At 45.1% G+C, this 18,647-nt stretch carries 22 protein-coding genes and 1 pseudogene; 16 read left to right on the forward strand and 7 right to left on the reverse strand.

Going from position 1 to position 18,647, the window contains the following annotated elements:
* Positions 1–88: 88 nt before the first annotated feature.
* Positions 89–646 carry a lipocalin family protein gene (locus J7623_RS27985; protein ID WP_291927355.1) on the forward strand — a complete coding sequence of 186 codons (558 nt, stop codon included), beginning with the start codon at positions 89–91 and terminating at the stop codon, positions 644–646.
* 233 nt (positions 647–879) lie between these two features.
* The gene (locus tag J7623_RS27990) at positions 880–2,850 is read left to right on the forward strand and encodes an FAD-dependent oxidoreductase (RefSeq protein ID WP_291927359.1); all 1,971 of its coding nucleotides are present in this window, start codon (positions 880–882) and stop codon (positions 2,848–2,850) included.
* 64 nt (positions 2,851–2,914) lie between these two features.
* Here J7623_RS27990 and J7623_RS27995 read toward each other — a convergent pair whose 3' ends face one another.
* From J7623_RS27995 to J7623_RS28010, 4 genes are all read right to left on the reverse strand, one after another.
* Entirely contained in the window at positions 2,915–3,046 is a 132-nt protein-coding gene (locus tag J7623_RS27995; protein WP_291927362.1) for a hypothetical protein, read from the reverse strand.
* Positions 3,047–3,117: 71 nt separating this feature from the next.
* A complete protein-coding gene (locus J7623_RS28000) occupies positions 3,118–3,255 on the reverse strand; it encodes a hypothetical protein (protein ID WP_291927366.1) in 138 nt (45 codons plus the stop codon).
* Between the two features lie 22 nt (positions 3,256–3,277).
* A complete protein-coding gene (locus J7623_RS28005) occupies positions 3,278–3,415 on the reverse strand; it encodes a hypothetical protein (RefSeq protein WP_291927369.1) in 138 nt (45 codons plus the stop codon).
* A 30-nt stretch (positions 3,416–3,445) separates the two neighbouring features.
* Positions 3,446–6,574 carry a lantibiotic dehydratase gene (locus tag J7623_RS28010; RefSeq protein WP_291927372.1) on the reverse strand — a complete coding sequence of 1,043 codons (3,129 nt, stop codon included), beginning with the start codon at positions 6,572–6,574 and terminating at the stop codon, positions 3,446–3,448.
* Between the two features lie 254 nt (positions 6,575–6,828).
* Between J7623_RS28010 and J7623_RS28015 the strand changes: the two genes are divergently transcribed.
* From J7623_RS28015 to J7623_RS28035, 5 genes are all read left to right on the forward strand, one after another.
* Positions 6,829–6,990, forward strand: a complete 162-nt coding sequence (locus J7623_RS28015) for a hypothetical protein (RefSeq protein ID WP_291927373.1) — start codon at positions 6,829–6,831, stop codon at positions 6,988–6,990.
* 11 nt (positions 6,991–7,001) lie between these two features.
* A complete protein-coding gene (locus J7623_RS28020) occupies positions 7,002–7,178 on the forward strand; it encodes a hypothetical protein (protein WP_291927376.1) in 177 nt (58 codons plus the stop codon).
* 36 nt (positions 7,179–7,214) lie between these two features.
* Positions 7,215–7,403 (forward strand): hypothetical protein, encoded by a 189-nt coding sequence (locus J7623_RS28025; protein WP_291927378.1) that lies wholly within the window; start codon positions 7,215–7,217, stop codon positions 7,401–7,403.
* Positions 7,404–7,587: 184 nt separating this feature from the next.
* Positions 7,588–8,799 carry a lanthionine synthetase C family protein gene (locus tag J7623_RS28030; protein ID WP_291927380.1) on the forward strand — a complete coding sequence of 404 codons (1,212 nt, stop codon included), beginning with the start codon at positions 7,588–7,590 and terminating at the stop codon, positions 8,797–8,799.
* 125 nt (positions 8,800–8,924) lie between these two features.
* Complete coding sequence (locus tag J7623_RS28035; RefSeq protein ID WP_291927383.1) at positions 8,925–9,539, forward strand: response regulator transcription factor; 615 nt, start codon at positions 8,925–8,927, stop codon at positions 9,537–9,539.
* Positions 9,540–9,556: 17 nt separating this feature from the next.
* Here the strand turns inward: J7623_RS28035 and J7623_RS28040 are convergent, their stop codons facing one another.
* On the reverse strand, positions 9,557–10,417 hold the full coding sequence (locus J7623_RS28040; RefSeq protein ID WP_291927385.1) for a universal stress protein: 861 nt from the start codon (positions 10,415–10,417) through the stop codon (positions 9,557–9,559).
* A 245-nt stretch (positions 10,418–10,662) separates the two neighbouring features.
* On the opposite strand from J7623_RS28040, the gene J7623_RS28045 reads away from it, so the two are divergent.
* The 5 genes from J7623_RS28045 to J7623_RS28065 all read left to right on the forward strand — a co-directional run bounded on the left by J7623_RS28045 (position 10,663) and on the right by J7623_RS28065 (position 14,546).
* The gene (locus J7623_RS28045) at positions 10,663–13,074 is read left to right on the forward strand and encodes an ABC transporter permease (RefSeq protein ID WP_291927388.1); all 2,412 of its coding nucleotides are present in this window, start codon (positions 10,663–10,665) and stop codon (positions 13,072–13,074) included.
* 149 nt (positions 13,075–13,223) lie between these two features.
* Positions 13,224–13,571: a hypothetical protein gene (locus J7623_RS28050; RefSeq protein ID WP_291927391.1), complete on the forward strand. Its 348-nt coding sequence runs from the start codon at positions 13,224–13,226 to the stop codon at positions 13,569–13,571.
* Positions 13,572–13,743: 172 nt separating this feature from the next.
* Positions 13,744–13,977 carry a hypothetical protein gene (locus J7623_RS28055; RefSeq protein ID WP_291927392.1) on the forward strand — a complete coding sequence of 78 codons (234 nt, stop codon included), beginning with the start codon at positions 13,744–13,746 and terminating at the stop codon, positions 13,975–13,977.
* Positions 13,978–14,117: 140 nt separating this feature from the next.
* Positions 14,118–14,303: a DUF433 domain-containing protein gene (locus J7623_RS28060; RefSeq protein ID WP_291927395.1), complete on the forward strand. Its 186-nt coding sequence runs from the start codon at positions 14,118–14,120 to the stop codon at positions 14,301–14,303.
* A 9-nt stretch (positions 14,304–14,312) separates the two neighbouring features.
* Positions 14,313–14,546, forward strand: a complete 234-nt coding sequence (locus J7623_RS28065; RefSeq protein ID WP_291927398.1) for a hypothetical protein — start codon at positions 14,313–14,315, stop codon at positions 14,544–14,546.
* A gap of 18 nt (positions 14,547–14,564) precedes the next feature.
* On the opposite strand, the pseudogene J7623_RS31800 reads toward J7623_RS28065, so the two are convergent.
* A pseudogene (locus J7623_RS31800) lies at positions 14,565–14,915 on the reverse strand (helix-turn-helix domain-containing protein); the annotation flags it as partial.
* A 135-nt stretch (positions 14,916–15,050) separates the two neighbouring features.
* On the opposite strand from J7623_RS31800, the gene J7623_RS28070 reads away from it, so the two are divergent.
* The 4 genes from J7623_RS28070 (at position 15,051) to J7623_RS28085 (ending at position 17,664) form a co-directional block, all read left to right on the forward strand.
* Complete coding sequence (locus tag J7623_RS28070) at positions 15,051–15,431, forward strand: hypothetical protein (protein ID WP_291927401.1); 381 nt, start codon at positions 15,051–15,053, stop codon at positions 15,429–15,431.
* Between the two features lie 89 nt (positions 15,432–15,520).
* Positions 15,521–15,838 (forward strand): hypothetical protein, encoded by a 318-nt coding sequence (locus J7623_RS28075; protein WP_291927404.1) that lies wholly within the window; start codon positions 15,521–15,523, stop codon positions 15,836–15,838.
* Between the two features lie 127 nt (positions 15,839–15,965).
* Entirely contained in the window at positions 15,966–16,847 is an 882-nt protein-coding gene (locus J7623_RS28080; protein WP_291927407.1) for an oxidoreductase, read from the forward strand.
* A 34-nt stretch (positions 16,848–16,881) separates the two neighbouring features.
* Positions 16,882–17,664 carry an AraC family transcriptional regulator gene (locus tag J7623_RS28085; protein ID WP_291927410.1) on the forward strand — a complete coding sequence of 261 codons (783 nt, stop codon included), beginning with the start codon at positions 16,882–16,884 and terminating at the stop codon, positions 17,662–17,664.
* A 71-nt stretch (positions 17,665–17,735) separates the two neighbouring features.
* On the opposite strand, the gene J7623_RS28090 is transcribed toward J7623_RS28085, so the two are convergent.
* Positions 17,736–18,644, reverse strand: a complete 909-nt coding sequence (locus J7623_RS28090; protein ID WP_291927412.1) for a bestrophin family ion channel — start codon at positions 18,642–18,644, stop codon at positions 17,736–17,738.
* Between the last annotated feature and the right edge of the window lie 3 nt (positions 18,645–18,647).

Consider the following 18,647-nt stretch of genomic DNA (forward strand, 5'->3'; position numbering starts at 1 on the left):
CGGGCGGTTTATTGTCAGGGCCCGCTAGTAGCGGGATCGGGTAGAGGCAATGTATTTGCATACATACATCGACAAAACGGAGATCTGTATGAATAACAAAAAGTTGCTTGCCATTGCGGTAACAGCGGGCGTATCTGCCGCTGCAGCTATTATTTTATACAATAGCTTTAAAGTATCTATTCCCCGCGGCGCCAGGGCAGTATCGCCCTTTGATGTGCGGAGATACGTGGGTACCTGGTTTGAAATTGCCCGGCTGGATGATAGATTTGAACGTACCCTGACCAATGTAACAGCTACCTATACGCTGAATGAGGACGGAGAGCTGGAAGTAAACAATAAAGGATTTATGCCGGATAAACAGCAGTGGAAAGAAGCTTCCGGCATCGCCAAATTTGTGGAAGCGCCGGATGTGGCCCGCCTGAAAGTATCTTTTTTTGGACCCTTTTATGCCGGGTATAACATCATCGATATCGATGAGCACTATAAACATGCATTGGTGGCAGGCAACAACCGGAAATATCTCTGGATATTATCCCGCACCACTTCAATCCCGGCACTGACAAAAAAACGCTTCCTGGATAAAGCGGAGGCGTTGGGCTATGATACCGATGCATTGATCTGGACAAAGCATGATTTATATGCCTGATGAAAAGTAAAAATTAGATTTGTTTTTACTAAAAATATTAGTATTTTTGTAGCAGAAAGCAAATGAATAATGCGGAGAAGTCTTAAATGCCATGCTGTAGTGGTGTTTGAGGCTTCTTCGTTTTTACGAAATACTAAATAAATTAGTGTTGTTGTAATTTAAAAATAACAGCATTTCCTTTTTTACGTAATGAGCGGTATATTGATCTGTTTTCATCAACAGTAAATACTACTATGTTTCTGAAAAAAATTATGACGCTCCCTGGCGTCCTGTTACTGTCAGCCAGCCTGGTCCACGCAGGCACTCCTAAAGAAGTAGATGTTTGTGTATACGGCGGTACTTCCGCCGGTGTCATCGCCGCCTATACGGCGAAGCAACTCAATAAAACCGTATTGCTGGTTTCACCGGAGAAGCAACTCGGCGGGCTCAGTGCCGGCGGTTTAGGCTATACCGATATCGGCAATAAATCCGCTATTTCCGGTATTTCCCGCGATTTTTATCGCCGCATAGGACGTCATTACGGAAAGTTCGAACAATGGATTTTTGAACCCCACGTAGCCAGCGAAACCTTTCAGCAATATATCCGGGAAGGAAAGGTCGACGTGCTGTATGATGCCCAGCTCAGCAACGTTAAAAAAGAACAGGGCTACATCACGGAAATACAACTGGGTGACCAGGTGGTGAAAGCCAAAATGTTCATCGACTGCTCCTATGAAGGAGACCTGATGGCAAAGGCCGGTGTGGCATATACCGTAGGCCGTGAAGCCAACAACCTTTATCACGAAACCTACAACGGTGTACAGTTAAAAAAAGAACACCAGTTTCCCGATGGCATAGATCCCTACAAGATACCAGGCAAACCGGAAAGTGGATTGCTATGGGGCATTAGCCCGGCTACCCTGGAAGCGCCCGGCACCGGTGATAAAAAAGTACAGGCCTATAATTACAGGATCTGTTTAACCAATCAGCCGGATAACAGGATACCCATCACCCGGCCGGCGGATTACGATTCTACACGGTATGAACTACTGCTGCGTGTCGTAAAAAAGATTGACGCCAAAGTCCTCAATGATGTGCTTATCATTAGCAAAATGCCTAATGGTAAAACAGATATCAATAACAAAGGCGCCTTTTCCACAGATATGATCGGTATGAACTACGACTACCCGGATGGAGACGCTGCCACCCGGAAAAAAATTATTGCTGATCACGAATCATACACAAAAGGATTCCTGTATTTTATTGGTCATGATGAACGTATGCCATTGCATCTGCGCCAGGAAATGCAGACCTGGGGCTATCCTAAAGATGAATATGTGAACAGTGGCCATTGGTCGCCGCAACTCTATATCCGGGAAGCGCGCCGCATGGTGGGCGCCTATGTGATGACGCAGGCCAACTGTGAAGGAAAGGAAACCGTCACCGATGGTGTTGGGATGGCTGCTTATACTATGGATTCCCACAATACACAACGTTTAGTCGTGAATGGTATGGTGAAAAATGAGGGAGATGTACAGGTAGGTGGATTTGGCCCATACCCGGTTTCGTATCGTTCTATCATTCCCCAGGCAGCCGATTGTAAAAACCTGTTGGTGCCGGTTTGTTTATCTGCTTCTCACATTGCGTATGGTTCTATCCGCATGGAACCGGTATTCATGGTGTTGGCCCAATCTGCTGCCACTGCCGCTGTGGTAGCCATTAACAGTAAAGCCACCGTGCAAACGGTAGATGTGAAGAAAGTACAACAACAATTGGCCGATAATCCGTTGGCTAATCACAGCACACCAGAAATCCTGGTAGACAATGACGATGCAAAGCAGGTAACTGTAACGGGAAACTGGCAACGTATCACCTGGGGCGGCTATGGTCCGTCTATGCTTACCGCTGATGCGAAAGATGGCAGTGAAAAGTTTGTACGCTTTACACCGGTGATTAAAAAAGGCGGCCGTTATCACGTGTATACCTATGTGCCACGGGTGGCATCTCATGCTACCAGTACTGCCATTAGTGTCAACGATGGAAAAACAGTGAAAGCAGTCCCTTTATTATCTGCGTCAGTGAAAGTAGAAGGGCAAACTTCCGGAGAATGGGTGGATCTCGGTACTTATCAGTTGAAAGCGGGTAAAAATGCTTTTGTGGAAATCAGTAGCCGTGGAGCTGATGGAGCTGTAGTGGCTGATGCGGTGTTGTTTATACCGGAATAATAAAAATACCGGGTAACTTGTCTACTGTAGGAGTAAGTAAACAGGCTACCCGGTAATTTAATTTTTAGCAGTCAAACGTACGATGAGTCGTTGTTGTGAAGATGGTGTGACCTTTTTTACCTGCGTCATTAATAGCAGTTAACCTGGCAACTTTTACGGAGCCCAATGTCATTTTCTTCCCGATTTTCTTTTTCATACAAGCTGTTTTTAATTGATAAAAAAATGTGCTCTTAATTTGCTATTGACAGAGGTTAATGGTAGTTGGAGTTAGCAGAAGTCAGTGCAGTTTAAGCTAACATGTGTTGTGATGGTGTGGTAGGTTTTCCCTGCCTTTTCGTTGGCACCATTTAATTTGGACACTTTGATGGCGCCCAGCTTCATCTTCTTTTCAGCTTTCTTTTTCATACAAAGCGATGTTGTGATGAGTTTAGCAATCAAATGTGTGGTGAGTAGTTGTTGTAAAAACAGTAGTAGTAGGGTATTGACCCATTTGCGTGTTGGCAACGTTTAATTTCGCTACTTTAACGGTACCCAATGTCATTTTCTTTTCTGTTTTCTTTTTCATACGATTTTGTTTAAGTGAATAAAAAAATATTTATGATACAGCTTTGAGTTGTTTTTTGGCAATTGCTAACATTGATTCATAATACCTGCTGAGGAAATGATAGAGTACCAGCTCATGTTTGCGCTGGTTGGATAATAACATCCGGTTGAGAAACATATGAATATAACTGCCCAGTAGATCGTCCCGTTGTGCGGGGGTAAGCGTGGGCAGATGTGCTTTTATTTGTTGAGACCGGGTGGCAAAGAAAGACACAGCTTCTTCCAGGTTGTTGGCAGCATCCTGTGCCGGGTCGAGAATACTACTGATTTCCCGCATGTCATCGCGGTATTTGTTATTGAGTTGTAGCAGCAAAGGTTTACCGCCGCCAAATTCTTCGTAAAAGCCCTGTTGCAACATTTTTAGCAACCCCGATTTTTCAGGCAAGGTATAGCCAAAATCATCGAGCAGCGTGTCTATGCCGCGCAAAGAAAGCAGCCAGCGATAATGTTCCCCTTCTTCATCATCCAGCAGGTTAAGTACCTGTATTACACAGGCACTGTCGAAGTGGAAGAGGGTTTCGCTGAAAGTCATGGTAGCGGCGCCGTAGCGTTCAATTTCTCTCTCGTAGGTATCGGTTTGTATGCGATAAATATTATCAGGCAACTGTGCCAGGGCATCGTATAATCTTTCCAGCACGATTTTCCAGAAATCTTTGCGTTGCCCGTGATGAAAGCGGATTCTCAGGTGATGTTCAGGATCGGTGTAGCGAATAAAGAACCATTTATCTATTACGTCTTCCGCTATCAGTTGTGCCGTGAGGGGAAGGAGTACTTCTTTCAGGATGTTTTCTGCGCTGCGGGTGCCGGTGTATAGTTTTACGTATAGCCATTCACTGCCGGTTATAAATTTACGTGCAGGGATATCCGTTACTGCCGCTGTTGAAGGAGCTGGTTGTTTTTTTATTTTTTCGGGAGAAGTATACCGCAGTGGTATGATCAATTCGTTGGTATATTTCCCATCGGGTCCGGTTATCCAGCATTGATCGGGTGTATGGAGAAATTCCTGCAGGGTAATTTGCTCTTTTTTGAGCAGTTGTGTCAGCAGGAGGTGTACGGCTACTTCATTGTCGAGATCTGCGGGTAGTTCATTGTCCCCTTCCGTGATGACCACATAACGGGGGAGGTCCAGTTGTTTTCTTATCTCCCCGAAAATTTCCATATAGTCAGCAGGCGCAGCTTTATGGAGTGCGGGATAGTTCTTTTTATGGAGTATCCAGCTGCTTTTGCTCAGGATGATATGGCCATATTGCACCCTGGGGAAGAAGGACACTTCGCCGGGAAGCTGCCATTGCCAGGCGATGGCGCTGTTGTGGTCCTGGTTTTGCAGGTCGCAGAGAAATTTATATACTGGCAGGCCGTTGCGATAGTTATGGGCCGTACTTAACCGGGGAATAATAATTTTATCCAGCTTTTTGGAGCGGAGCACCACTTTGCCGCGCTGTACGCTGACCATCAGGTCGGAGAGGAGTATCTGATCTGCTTCCGGCGCGAGGCTGTTGGCGAGGTATACAATTTCGTATGGCCGTAGCCGTGGCCGCATCAGGATATTGCCGGTCCTGGATTCGGGCAGGTGTACTACTTCAGCATAAATTTTTTCCGGGTCGGCGGCTTCTTCTGCGGCGAGTGCGGCTTTTACCCGGGTGCTGAGTGCTTCGTCGCCATGACAGAATCTGCCGAGCAGGTTAGCGGCGGAAGGGCCGCTACAGCCGTTCATATCAAAGAGGTAGTTGCCATTGTCGATGGCGGTAGCATCGGTGCTGAGGATACTTCCCATCAGGTAGAGGCTGTGTGGGAGGGCAGGTACATCGCGGTCTTTCAGTGTATCGAGGTGTTCTTTTGTGAGTTGGATCACCTTTTGACCGGTTTGTAAACATTGATGCAATTGCTGCAACTGGAACTCCTGCATTTTGGTGCGGGGGCTGCCGGTAGCGGGGCCTTTTGGGGCCGCGACGATGTCATCTACCAGTGGGGTATGATCAGCGCTGTGCTGGCTGTGAGCGCCATAGCCAATGCCGGCTTCGGTATCGAGTGCTACGCTCAATGGTACTTCCTGTTCTTCATAGCGTTGCTGGAATGCCTGGCGGAAGTTTTGCAGATCCGCGTTGCTGTTAACAGGCGACAGCTTCCACAGTTGCCCGATTTGCGCAGCCAATTCATTGATAACGGTATGACTCAGCGTATTGGCATGGGTAGCAAGGAAAAGATCTGTTTGTACCAGGTCTTTACTGTTGGTGTTGATGAGCATGGATTTCACCAGCGCATGCGTCACGGTGTATTTGTCGATGCTGGTATGCTGTTCCTGCAACAATTGTTGAATGCGGGAAAGCGGGTGGGTGAATTCTTCTGTTCCTTTCAACTGTTGTAGCCGCCGGGTAAGGTGCACAAAAAACTCCGTTCCGGTAACGGTAGGTTCCAGTTCGCTCACCAGTAGCTGGTTTTCGAGCAGTTCAGTAATAAATTCGTCGGCTTCCGTTTCGCTGATATCATCTTCTTCGCTGACGATACAATTACGTATATCCGCCAACGTTGCTCCCTGTGCGGTGGTTTGTAATATTTTGTCCAGGTAAGGACTTTGATTCACGGCAGTGAGGTAATAGCTGCGGATTTTATTTTTAACGGTATAGGCGGCGTAGCGGTATTGTTTGCCGGTAGCGTATAATGAGTTGTTGGGATAATACAGGAGTTGTTCCCTGATTTCGGGAACAGCGGTGATGGCAGCTGCCAGTTCGGCCACATAGTTCATGTCGAGGCGGCCGTGTTTTTTATGTTCCTGTTTAGGTTGCAGTTGAATATTGGTATGGTCCGCCGGCTCCCCGGTGGCACAACCGGCAAAGAGCCCGTATGGCGTGCAGCGGGTACTCATCCGCAGCAGGTAGCGATAGAGCGACGATGCCAGCTTGTAGTTATCTTTTTCATTCACGGAAGTGCCCTGCCACCACTTCTGCAATTCCATATATAATTCAGGTGACGCAATATAGATGGCTTCCTGCAGGTATTCATCCCGGAAGATGGCTTTAATGGTGTCAGCGAGTGTATCGTTGGTAATATGTTGTAGTTTGGTAATGGTATCCACTGGTAACAGTGGCGTTCTTACAACATAGAAATTTTCTGCTCTAATCATGGCCCAGGTCAACATTAGGTGCTGAAGGTAGCAGTTTCTTCTATACATGCGTATCACGTAAAACAGGGAAATTTTATGTTTAAACATGCTTTTCAAAAATCACGTTTTTACGTGAGTAGGAGTTAAACAGTTTCTACCTACTTTTACCATAACCTGTAATAACGATGATGAAAACCTGTATTTTTTTATGGCCCTATTTTAACAACCTGCCAATAGAATAGTCTTTATTTTTTCAACCACATAAATTTGCTATTATGAGAAAAGAACCTGCTAAAAAATTAGCCCTGGGTAAATTAAAAGTTGCCAAACTGAGCATCAGCAGCCTGGATCAGGCAGATGTAAAAGCACCTACTTACAATGGTTGCAGCCTGATGGCAAAATGCCCACCACCTATTTCAAAAGATACCTGTTTCTAAAAAATGGCACGATGAAAAAGCTATCAGCAAAAAAATTACATCTCGGTAAAATAAAAGTTGCCGATCTCAGTAAAGTCAATGCCAATGAAGATGCATTCATGCTATCACTTCGTTGTGTGCCAAGTGAAAAAATCACTTGCCTGAGCCAGGGTTCGCCCATGTGCAGCGCTGACATTTGTCTTTTCTGATCATTTCATTTACTGTACTGCTAAAAATCATTTGTTATGAAGAAGCTATCAGCAAAAAAACTAAGTTTGGGTAAAATAAAAGTAGCCAGCCTTTCAGCGGTGTCAAACCAGCATGAAATGGTTGCAACAGTAGGCACCTGTTCCGTGCTGTGCTCCCTGCGTATCTGCACTGATAATATGAGCCAGGGCGCTCCTATTTGCAGCGTAGATTCCTGCCGCTACTAGCGATTAGCTTTTAGCATTTAGCCTTTAGCAAATGCAGCGAATATCGACATATTATGCTCTTCGTTGCATTTGCTAACAGCTAACAGCTAATGGCTAACAGCTTTCTCAACCTGACTGTATGGCAAAACATGTATGCACTAAGCAATACATGTTTTGCCATTATATATTAAAGGCATTTCAGTTTATGAATCATAAGGAAGAAGTAAGGCTCCTCTTACAAAAGATCTGCACAGAACTGGATGGGTTTACCATCACCGATACCAATAGTAGCCTGTTAGGAGGCTATACAGGGGTAGCTTTATTTTACGCCTATTATTACCAGCTCACAGGCGATGAAGCACATATGGGAAAAGTATACGACATTATAGAAAAATGCCTGCTGGACATGTCTGAGCATCCTATGAATGGTTCTCACTGCAGCGGTATTGCAGGGATATCCTGGTGTATACAGCACTTAACGCAGATGGGATTTATTGAAGCGGATGGGGAAACTGACAGCTTCGCGGATATCGATGCACAGATAGCGGAATTTATGCGTACAGAATTATCTGATGGACGTAATGATTTTCTACACCAGGGACTAGGATCGGCGCTGTATTTATTGGAAAGGTTGCCCGCTGCCACTGCTCAGGCCGAGTTGGAGAAGCTGGTGCAGCAGCTGGAAAAAAGTGCCATGCCTGTTCCCGGTGGTATAGCCTGGAAGGATCATTTTTCCAGCCGCAGCCAGGACAATCCCGATAAGGATATATTTAACCTGGGCCTCGCGCATGGTATCCCCGCCATCATCGATATACTGGCCCGTTGTTATGAAAAAGGAATTGCCAGGGAAACGACCTTGCCACTCATAGAAAAAAGTATACAATGGCTGCTGGGTATCCGGCAAACAGCACCTCCCGGACACTCCCTGTTCCCCACACTGGTAGACAACGCGAACCAGGTAGTGGGAGAATCCCACAGCCGCCTGGGCTGGTGTTATGGCGATCTGGGCATTGCCATTATGCTCCTGAATACCGGCAAACGCCTCCAAAGGAAAGATTATCAGCAGGAAGCCACTACGATGTTGCAACACATCGCGCAATACCGGAATGTAAAAAATGGTGCCGTACATGATGCGTGCTTATGCCATGGCAGCGCCGGCATAGCGCACCTGTTCCAGCAAGCCGGACTAGCCACCGGAGATTCCCTATTACTGGATACATCGCAGCAATGGCTGCATACCACACTACAAATGAATACCTGGGCCGACGGTCCCGCCGGATTTAAATTTTATCATCATCCGAACTATGTCAGCAGTCATAATGTGCTGGAAGGAATTGCCGGAATCGGCCTGTCGCTGATCAGTTTTGCAGATCCTGAAATTAAACCTGACTGGGGCACCTGTATGTTGATGGTTTAAACTTGTCTTGTCGTTGAACCGACGGTTTTTTTTACTATCTTAGATACCTGGTTAATGACGAGTTCACTTGTTCGCCCAACTTCATTATGCCATCGCATACCAACGTTACAGCAAACTGAAAAACCATGATTCGTTTATATTTTGTTGATGATCACCCATTGATTTTAGAAGGACTAAGATCCCTGCTAAGCCTGGAAGCAGATATTCAACTGGAGGGTGAAACCCGGAACGGTATTTCCTGTCTTCACTTCCTGGACCACCATACCGCAGATGTTGTGTTACTCGATACCCTGTTACCCGATATCAGTGGCGCAGCGCTTTGCGCCCATATCAAGAAACGCTATCCCGAAGTAGCCGTATTGGGATTAAGCTATGATAAAAACGACAGCGGTATCGCCGAAATGTTAGACAGTGGCGCCAGCGGTTGCCTGATGAAAAATGCAGATAAAGCAGAACTGCTGAAAGCCATACGCGACGTGTATTCCGGACGTACCTATCTCTCAGCAGCATTAAAACAAGCCCTTAAAACAGATGGCATAGGGCATTTACATATTACCAAGCGGGAGAAAGAGGTATTGTCGCTTATTGCCAACGGACATACCAATCATGAAATAGCAGAAAAACTGTTTATCAGCTCGGATACGGTGGACAGCCACCGGCGGAATTTACTTGGCAAATTCAATGCACGTAATACCGCTATGCTGATTAAATGTGCAGTAGATAATAAAGTACTCATTTAAATAGAAGACCGCTGGCATTATTCGCCAGCGGTTTCATCTCCACCAGGAACCGGTGGCAAAGACAACAACGGGACATTGGAATTATAAGCGAGCTTTTTTGAGATACTACTTTTAAATAAAGAAGAGAGGAAACCGGTTTTCCGTGGAATCACCACAATCATGGAAGCGTGGTGCTGATCGGAGTAAGAGAGAATACCATCTACAGTATTATCATCATTGATATAATCGAAAGTGGCTTCATACTTTTCAAAAATGTTATGCAGACTCGCCATCGTATTCCGCGCTTCTTCCGAATATTTCTCTGGCGCCCCTTTTTGTACATTCACCACCTGTACGGGCACCTGGAAAGCATCCAGCACTTCATACAACTGATGCACGGGAATTGCCGTATGATCTTTCAGGTCTGTGGCAAAGACCACCGATTTCATACCTCGGCCGATATTGGTATCTTTAGGTACAATTAATACCGGTACTTTACTCTCTTCAATCATCATGGAAGTGGTATTGCCCAACAACAGCTTCTCCAGGCCAGACCGGCCCGATACGCCCATTACCACGATATCTATCTCTTCCTGCTTACATAACTCGCTGATATAGCTGGGCAGGGGATAGTCTTCTGTGCGCAGGTCTACTTTAATATCTTTCACCATAGATTTCAGTCGGTCCTGTACCATGGCCAGTTGGGAAATACTGTCTATATACATCTCCTGTGTACCCTGCGAATTACCGATAGGCAGGTCTGTTCCACCAATCACCGTTTGATAGGCATGATATAACAGGATGCGTTGAATCCCCAAAGCCCCGGCTATTTCCGCGGCATATTCCGCAGCACGGAAGGCATTCTCGGAGAAATCGGTCAGTATGAGCATCGTTTTCATAAATACGTGTTTTATTAGATGTACAACTACCTATAAGGTTAAACAAATAATAATAGGGGGATGTTCGGAAAAGGTAATTTTGTTCCTGCCCGGGATGTCCATTTCTGTGATAAAGTGTCCGTATTTGAACATCTGCCGGCATTGTTATACCAGCAACCCCGCTATGGTATTAGAGGTGGCTAAATGGCATTTTTTTGGCTAACGGAAGCATACCTTTATCATGTATTGTTATAATCATACTTTTTATGATCAAAAACTATATAAAGATCGCCTGGCGTAGCCTTACGAGGAGTAAAGCTTACGCGCTGATCAATATCACCGGCCTCACAGTTGGTATTGCCTGCTGCGTGCTTATCATGTTGTACGTAAAGGACGAACTTTCCTATGATCGTTATCATCAGCATTATAACGAGATATACCGCGTAGTGCAGGCATTCCGCAATCCCGGGGGAAAAGAGTTGCCCCCTCCGGCTCCGGAAGAGTACCAGGTTTGGGGCTGCGCACCGGTAGGCCCCGTACTGAGTACATATTTTCCGGAAGTATTAAAAGTAACGCAGTTTACCAGCCCGCTGACAGTGTTGATGGAGTATGGCGACAAGCGCTTCCAGGAAAGCAACCTGCTGTTTGCCGACTCTTCTACGTTCGATATCTTCAGTTGGAAGTTATTATCCGGCGACAGGGCCACCGCGCTTAAAAATCCCTATAACATTGTGCTGACCCAAAGTATGGCGAAGAGATATTTTGGAGATGCAGACCCTATTGGGAAAGCGTTTAAGGCAGAAGATCTTACGCTGACAGTATCCGGGGTGATGGAAGATGTGCCGGCCAATTCTCACTTTACATTTTCTGCCCTGATCTCGATGAGTACCTTCCGGAAAATACGTCCGGGCATTTTTGACCAGTGGGGGTATGTAGATTTTTATACGTATTTCCTGGTGCCGGAGCATACCGATATAACAGCTATGCAGGCTAAAGTACCCGGATTTTTAAAGCAATATCATCCCGGTGCAACAGAAAGTAACTACACTATTGCCTTTGAGCCATTGAAGAACGCCTACCTGCATTCCGCGGCCATGCGGCAGCCTGGACCTACCGGCAGTATGGCCAACGTATATATCTTTTCGCTGGTAGCAGCTTTCATCCTGTTTATTGCGGGCATTAATTTTATTAACCTGACAACAGCCCGCTCTATGGAAAGGGCAAAAGAAATAGGTGTACGTAAAGCGGTAGGCGCTTATCAACAGGGGCTTATTTTCCAATACCTGATAGAAGCTGTTTTAATTGCGGCATTGGCTACTATCGCAGCGTTGGCGATGGTGGTGTTGTTGCTGCCACTGGTGCGGGAGCTGTCCGGTAAGCCATTGGCGTACGCAGATTTGCTCAACTGGAAAATGGGACTGTTGCTGGCGGTAACGCCATTGCTGGTTGGAATACCCGCAGGCATCTATCCTGCCTGGGTGCTGGCTCGCTTTAAGCCGGCACTGGTGTTGAAAGGAAAATTTGATAGTTCTACCAAAGGCATACAATTGAGAAGAGGGCTGGTAATATTTCAGTTTAGCTTGTCTATTGCCCTGATTGCCTGTACGGCTATTGTATATACACAACTGGATCACCTGCGGACCCGCAACCTGGGCTTCCGGCAGGATCAGATGCTGGTGATAGATTACGGCGGCGATGCTACTGTCAATAAGAACATAGAAACCGTGAAAGCCAGGTTGGCAGAAAATCCTGCAGTGCAGTCCATTACCGCCTCCCGCGCTGTGCCGGGCGATTTCTTCCCCAATGCCGGTACCGGCATTGTCAACAGCAATGGAGAAATGCGACAGCTTGATCCGGCTATCTACGAAGTAGACTACGATTTTTTCAAAGCCTACGAAATGAAGATGGCGGCGGGCCGCGCTTATGACAGGGCGTTTCCGGGAGATACCACTTACTCCCTGATTGTGAATGAAGCTGCTGCGAGGCAGTATGGCTATGCTAAGCCGGAGGGTATCGTCGGCAAAAATTTTGAACAATGGGGCCGCAAAGGCACTGTTGTAGGCGTAGTGAAAGATTTTAATTATCAGTCGCTGCACAAAAAAGTAGAACCGCTTACCATCCGCATGGCAGAAGACAACGGCAAGAATAAAATATCCCTGCGCATAAAATCCGGCGACCTTTCTAAAACCATTGCGGAATTAGAACGTACCTGGAATGCGATGGAGCCACAGCGGCCATTCCGCTATAATTTCCTGGATCAGGCGTTCAACGATCAATACAAACAGGATGTACGCTTTGGGCAAATATTCGGTGCTTTCGGCAGCCTGACCATCTTCATTGCCTGCCTGGGGTTATTTGGCCTGGCCACTTATTCCACAGAAAAACGACTCAAGGAAATTGGTATCCGCAAAGTATTGGGAGCTTCTGTTTCCAATATCGTGGCGTTGTTGTCCGGTGATTTTGTAAAACTTGTCCTGATAGCGATATTAATTGCCACTCCGTTGGGTTGGTGGGGCATGCATCGCTGGCTGGAAGGTTTCGCTTATCGTGTAAATATCCACTGGTGGACTTTTGGACTGGCAGGCCTGGCGGCGGTGCTGATAGCGCTGCTGACAGTAGGCTTCCTGGCGCTGAGAGCGGCAACTATGAACCCGGTGCGATCATTGAAAGCGGAGTAGGAGCGGAGAAGATATGAGGAAAGCTATTGTTGCGTTTAGGCGTAGCAGTAGCTTTTTGTTTTTAGGGAGGAGAATTTTTTTATCTTTCAGGGTAGGAGCCCTGAAGATGACTGTAGCGGCAATAGAGACGATGGGTATATTTAATTTAAATGAATTTTTTAAAAATGGGCATATATAATACCCTGCATCTGAAGAATGTTGTTTGCCTTAATTGTCAGCATACGCAAAACTGGATCGCTCAATTTCATTATGGAGATTGCTGGCAGTTTGAATATCAATTATTCGATGAGTTGCGATGGAATGGCAATGATACCGGAGCCCCGGGAGCGTCGATCGTACTCGTGGAAGGGATTACGGAAAAGGGTTGTCAGCAATGTTCATCGGAATTTTATGTACGTATTTTTATTGACGATAATAAAATAGTATCAGCATCTTTAGCGGTGAAGAATATACGATTTCCAGAGGAGGCAGAAGACGATTATTGGGTAATTAATTGATTAAGGAGACTTTAAATTATATGACCGTATGAAACTGATCGGAAGTATGGCAGAGCAGGAGTATCGGAAGTAGCTTGTCAGCTCTCATCAATGGCTATTTGGATCTGATCTCATATCTGTTGGTGAAAGAGGAGCTGGCCTCATAGCTATTTTGAAGGCACACTATCCGCAGATGATAACAGCATATATTATTAGCTCGATCCCTGAACAGGAGGAGGATCTTTATGAAGTATTAATTAATGATGAACTGATAGTGAATGTAGAACTTAGCCATGATAGTCTTGTCGCGCCAATAATTGATTCGATTACGGTTAAACAATATTTGCATAAACTTAGTAAAAGTAAGCAGATACAATTGGCGGTGGCGCTGGATCTTGTTAAAAATGATTTGAAGGAAAGCAATTAAGGGATGCTTACGGCAACGTAAGGAAATTGCTGGGTGAGCATCTGCATAAATTCATTGAAGTCTGGTATTTCTATTACCTTTTCATCCTTATAATTTTCTTCGTCTAGTATCCCTTGCTAATCCTTAAATTTTGAATTTTTATGAATTTTGTAGAACGTAATGCATTTAAAGGGTTTGGCCAGCCAGTATTATTAGGAAGAAGGTTGACTGTTTATAGTGTGGTATTTTATGCTAGTGTCAGAGAAAGTATAAAAGATTTTTTAGAAGAATTTGATGTATCTATGGCTGAGTTGAAATCAGCGATATCTTATTGTAAGAATAGATAGTGTAATGTTATGCTTTATTCAACGGATAAGTATTGTGATGGATGTGTTTTGCGTAGTATCTCCGATGGTTGGAAACCGATAAATAAAGATGATTTTAAGGAAGAGGATGGAATCTCATATTCTAAAGACGGTAGTGTTATTGTTTTAGGGACATTATCAGAATTAGATGATTCTGAATTTGGGCAAATGGGCTGGATTTTGGCCGAAAAAGTAGAGGAGCGGATATTGAATGGAGCAGGATAAGAATCGCCGAATAATGTTTTAAATACATAGATAATAAGACCTGGTCAACAACCATGTCTTATTACCTATGTGCAAATGCCTTCTTAGTTCCGCGTTTTGTAACCAACTATCTATAGTATATAAGATACAGCGTTTATCTTCTTCAGGTAATGAGCTGATCTCATTAAGGCGCTGTAGCATGGCAGGGTCTTTAAATGTATTACTGTTGGCAGCTTCACCCAATAAGTAACCCACGGTTGTATCCAGGAGTCGGGCTAAATTTTTAGCGACTTCAATGGAGGGCAACATCTCATCACGTTCATACTTCCCTACGATAGTATAAGAAGTCTTCATTTGTTTAGCCAACTCTTGTTGGGAAAGGCTTTTAGCTTTTCTGCACTCTCCAACACTTTTACCGGAAAGTAGGGGCTAATAGTTGTTGGGTCTAAACATTGGGTTACAAAAAGAGTTACAAATGCAGGGAGAAATATTTATTTAATTATCTTTCGTTGTAATATAAGCATTATGAGAAGTGCCTTTATCATAACGGATGCTGAGTTTTCCCTGTCCGATTTTAAACTATACACAGAGGGGATACTTGATTTTGAGTATGTAAATAATAAAGAACTTTCGTTTCACCTAAAAGATGTTGAACGGGGTTATTTTTTCCTTTCATTGGATAACAACATATTTAATTTGATGGAGAAAAAGGAACAGGAAATTGTTACATCGCATTTTGCTGCTTTCAACATTTTTTCCTGTACTTTCCATTACTTTGATATACTCAGTACACTGGTAAATGCGATACCCGCTGATAGGAAGGTAATCATTGACAATGATAATATGACTTTCAGGGAGCGGGCGGAATTTTTAGCAATTAGATCTTATGAAGAATTTAGTGCGTAAGGGTTTATTTGTAAACACGTATTTCTTTTAATAGCATGTACAGCTTAATTATTAAGAACAAAATTAGTTTAAATGATATTGAAGAATGTTTGATCTTGTTTTTTAAAGAGATGGGCGTGTCCGTAGCTCCATTTGATATGAATGGGGATCAAATTGAAGATGTATTGTTCGATTGTTCAGGAATCAAAGGAGACTTTTGCACTCAATTGTTTGTGTATACGAAGATGGTATTTGATGTGAGATACCTGGCCGACCTGATTTGTAAAGCACTTAAAACAGAGGTATTGATAGCCGATAATAGTTTGAACCCATTTTCCTGGATTTTAATTACGGAGAAGGAAGAGCGGATAGTTTATCAGCGCATAGAAGATAATGATGAAAATCTATTTTTAATTGTAAAAAATTAATTTATAAGAAAGCGCAACAAATAATAACCTTCCTTCCTGAGCCACCCAACAAACCACATTTGAGCCGTTCAACAAAACCCCGCTCCCCATTCCTCCCGACCTTTGTCTCAACAAAAAAGAAATCATCATGACAAAGATTTGGTTTATTACAGGAAGTTCCCGCGGCCTCGGACGCAGCCTCACCGAAGCAGTATTAGCAACAGGCGACCGCGTTGTCGCCACTGCCAGAAACACCGCGCAATTACAAGACCTCGTTGCTACTTACGGTGAGCAATTACTCGTACTAAAACTCGATGTTACCAATAACGAAGATATCCGGCAGGCCGTAGCCGCCGCCATTAAGCACTTTGGTAGGATAGATGTGCTGGTAAATAACGCCGGCTTCGGCATCTCCGGTGCGGCGGAAGCCTATACAGAAGAACAGGTGCGCAGTCAGCTGGAGACCAATTTATACGCACCTATTGCCATCACAAGGGCGGTATTACCTCATATGCGCCAACAACGCTCCGGCCGTATTTTACAAATCAGTTCTATCGGCGGAAGAGTAGGCAATGCCGGGTTAACCATGTACCAGGCGGCCAAGTTCGGACTGGCAGGCTTTACGGAAGCATTGGCCAAAGAAGTGGCGCCATTGGGCATTCGTGTTACGGCTATAGAACCAGGTGGCTTCCGGACCGACTGGGGCGGCGCTTCCATGACCTACGCCCCCAAAGTAGAAGGATATGAATCCACTGTAGATTGGATAAATGAATTTTTAAGAACCGGCAACTATACACCTATCGGCGATCCTGATAAAGCCGCCAGAGTAATGGTGCAACTGGCAGATCATCCGAACCCTCCGGTGCACCTGGTATTAGGCAGTGAAGCCGCCACTATTTTAAAGAAAGCCGACGAAACAAGAAAAGCAGAATTCGAAGAATGGCTGGCAGTAACCACTTCAACGGACCATGACGATGCCGTTGATTTCCTGGATACCGAAGTAGGACGGGCATTTACCGCAAAGCAATAAGTGAAGGCGTCAAAAAATAGTATCTTGTAATAGTATGTCGAAGCAAATAGTATATTCCTGTTATGTGAACAGGAGCAGGGAAGGAGAGCAGTTTGTGCCGGTGCATGTATTCAACTACCAGATCTCCGGTTCCATCACTTTCAATGATGGGCAGCAATCCATTGTCCTCAATGAAGGCGACTTCGGTTTTTTCCGGCGGAATAGCCTGGTGAAGTTCCTGAAGCAGCCACCGGAGAACGGAGATTTTAAAACCATCTCCATATACCTGGATGAAGACACACTCCGCGAATTTAGTATGGAATACGGCTATACGGCTGGCAGGCAAGCGGAAGCCCCGGTAATAACACTACTGAAGCCTAATCCGCTTTATACGGGATATATGCAGTCGCTACAGCCTTACGACGCCTTGAACAACGATGGCAATGAGCCGCTGATGAAACTGAAGTTGAAAGAAGCTATTTTGCTGCTGCTGAAAGGCAACCCGGAATTGAAAGACACGCTATTTGATTTTAGTATCCCTGGCAAAATAGACCTCGAAGCATTTATGCAGCAGAACTTCCACTTCAATGTGGAGCTGAAAAGATTTGCTTACCTCACAGGCAGAAGCCTGGCTACTTTCAAGCGCGACTTCGAAAAAATATTCCATACTTCTCCCAGTCGATGGCTACAGCAAAAACGCTTACAGGAAGCCTATTACCTGATCAAGGAAAAGCATCGTAAAACCTCCGATGTATACCTGGAAGTAGGATTTGAAGACCTCTCACATTTCTCCTTCGCATTTAAAAAGGCCTATGGTGTAGCGCCGTCGGCGATATAACAGCGCAGGAAATGGGTGTCCGGTAAAATGACGATCAGCGGTGTTTTACCGGGCATCTATCTTCAGCAAAATTAATCTATAATATGCCGGTTACTCTTTTGAGCGGCATCATATGGTGCGCCGGCCAGTTCATATATGGTATGTTCTATCATCGCGCACATATTGTTTAGTGGGAGATCATTTGCATCTGTTCCGAAAGGTTCTTCAATCTCGTCTGCGATGGCTTCAAAAGCGACAAAGGTATACGCCACAAAAGCTACAATAAATGGCGTAAACCAGCCCAGGCTGTCAACCAGGCCAAACGGGAGCAGGAAGCAATAAATATACACAGTGCGGTGTAATAATACGCGGTAACTATAAGGTATGGGGGTAGACTGAATCCGCTCACAGCCTCCTACAATTTCCTCTAGTTTGTCGAAGTTTTCATCAAAGCGGGCTTGTTGAATAGTGTCTATCCGGTTCTCCCGGCGTTGCTGCTGCACCCATTCCGCCATAAGTTTGGTTAATACAACCGGTTTATATTTTGCGGCGGCTATTACGGCGAATTGCTGTTCATTCAGGCGTGTTTGCAGATCGGGCAGGGGATCTGTTCCCCGCAACTGGTGTTTGAGGGCGTAGGTAAATGCGCTGAGCAACTGTACGAAATCCATTACAGGTGCGGATCTTTCGCCCAGCGTCAGCGCCTGCCGGGTAAGTGATCGTGCATAATTGAGTAAAGATCCCCACAGCTTACGCCCTTCCCAGAAGCGTTCATAGCTGGCGCTATTGCGAAAGCCCAGGAATAACGCCAGTACAAAACCAAATAAGGTCAGCGGAGCCGGGTTCAACGGAACCTTAAAAGAGAAGATGGTTCCATGGAGATACACCACCAATACAGACAATAAAAACAACAGGATAAGCCTGGGTACCAATCGTGGTAATACTGAGCCATGCCAGACAAAAAGCATCCTGAACCAATGTTCCTTATTTCTTATAATCATACT

Origin of the sequence: Chitinophaga sp. (assembly GCF_017745275.1) — a bacterium.
Classification (GTDB): domain Bacteria; phylum Bacteroidota; class Bacteroidia; order Chitinophagales; family Chitinophagaceae; genus Chitinophaga.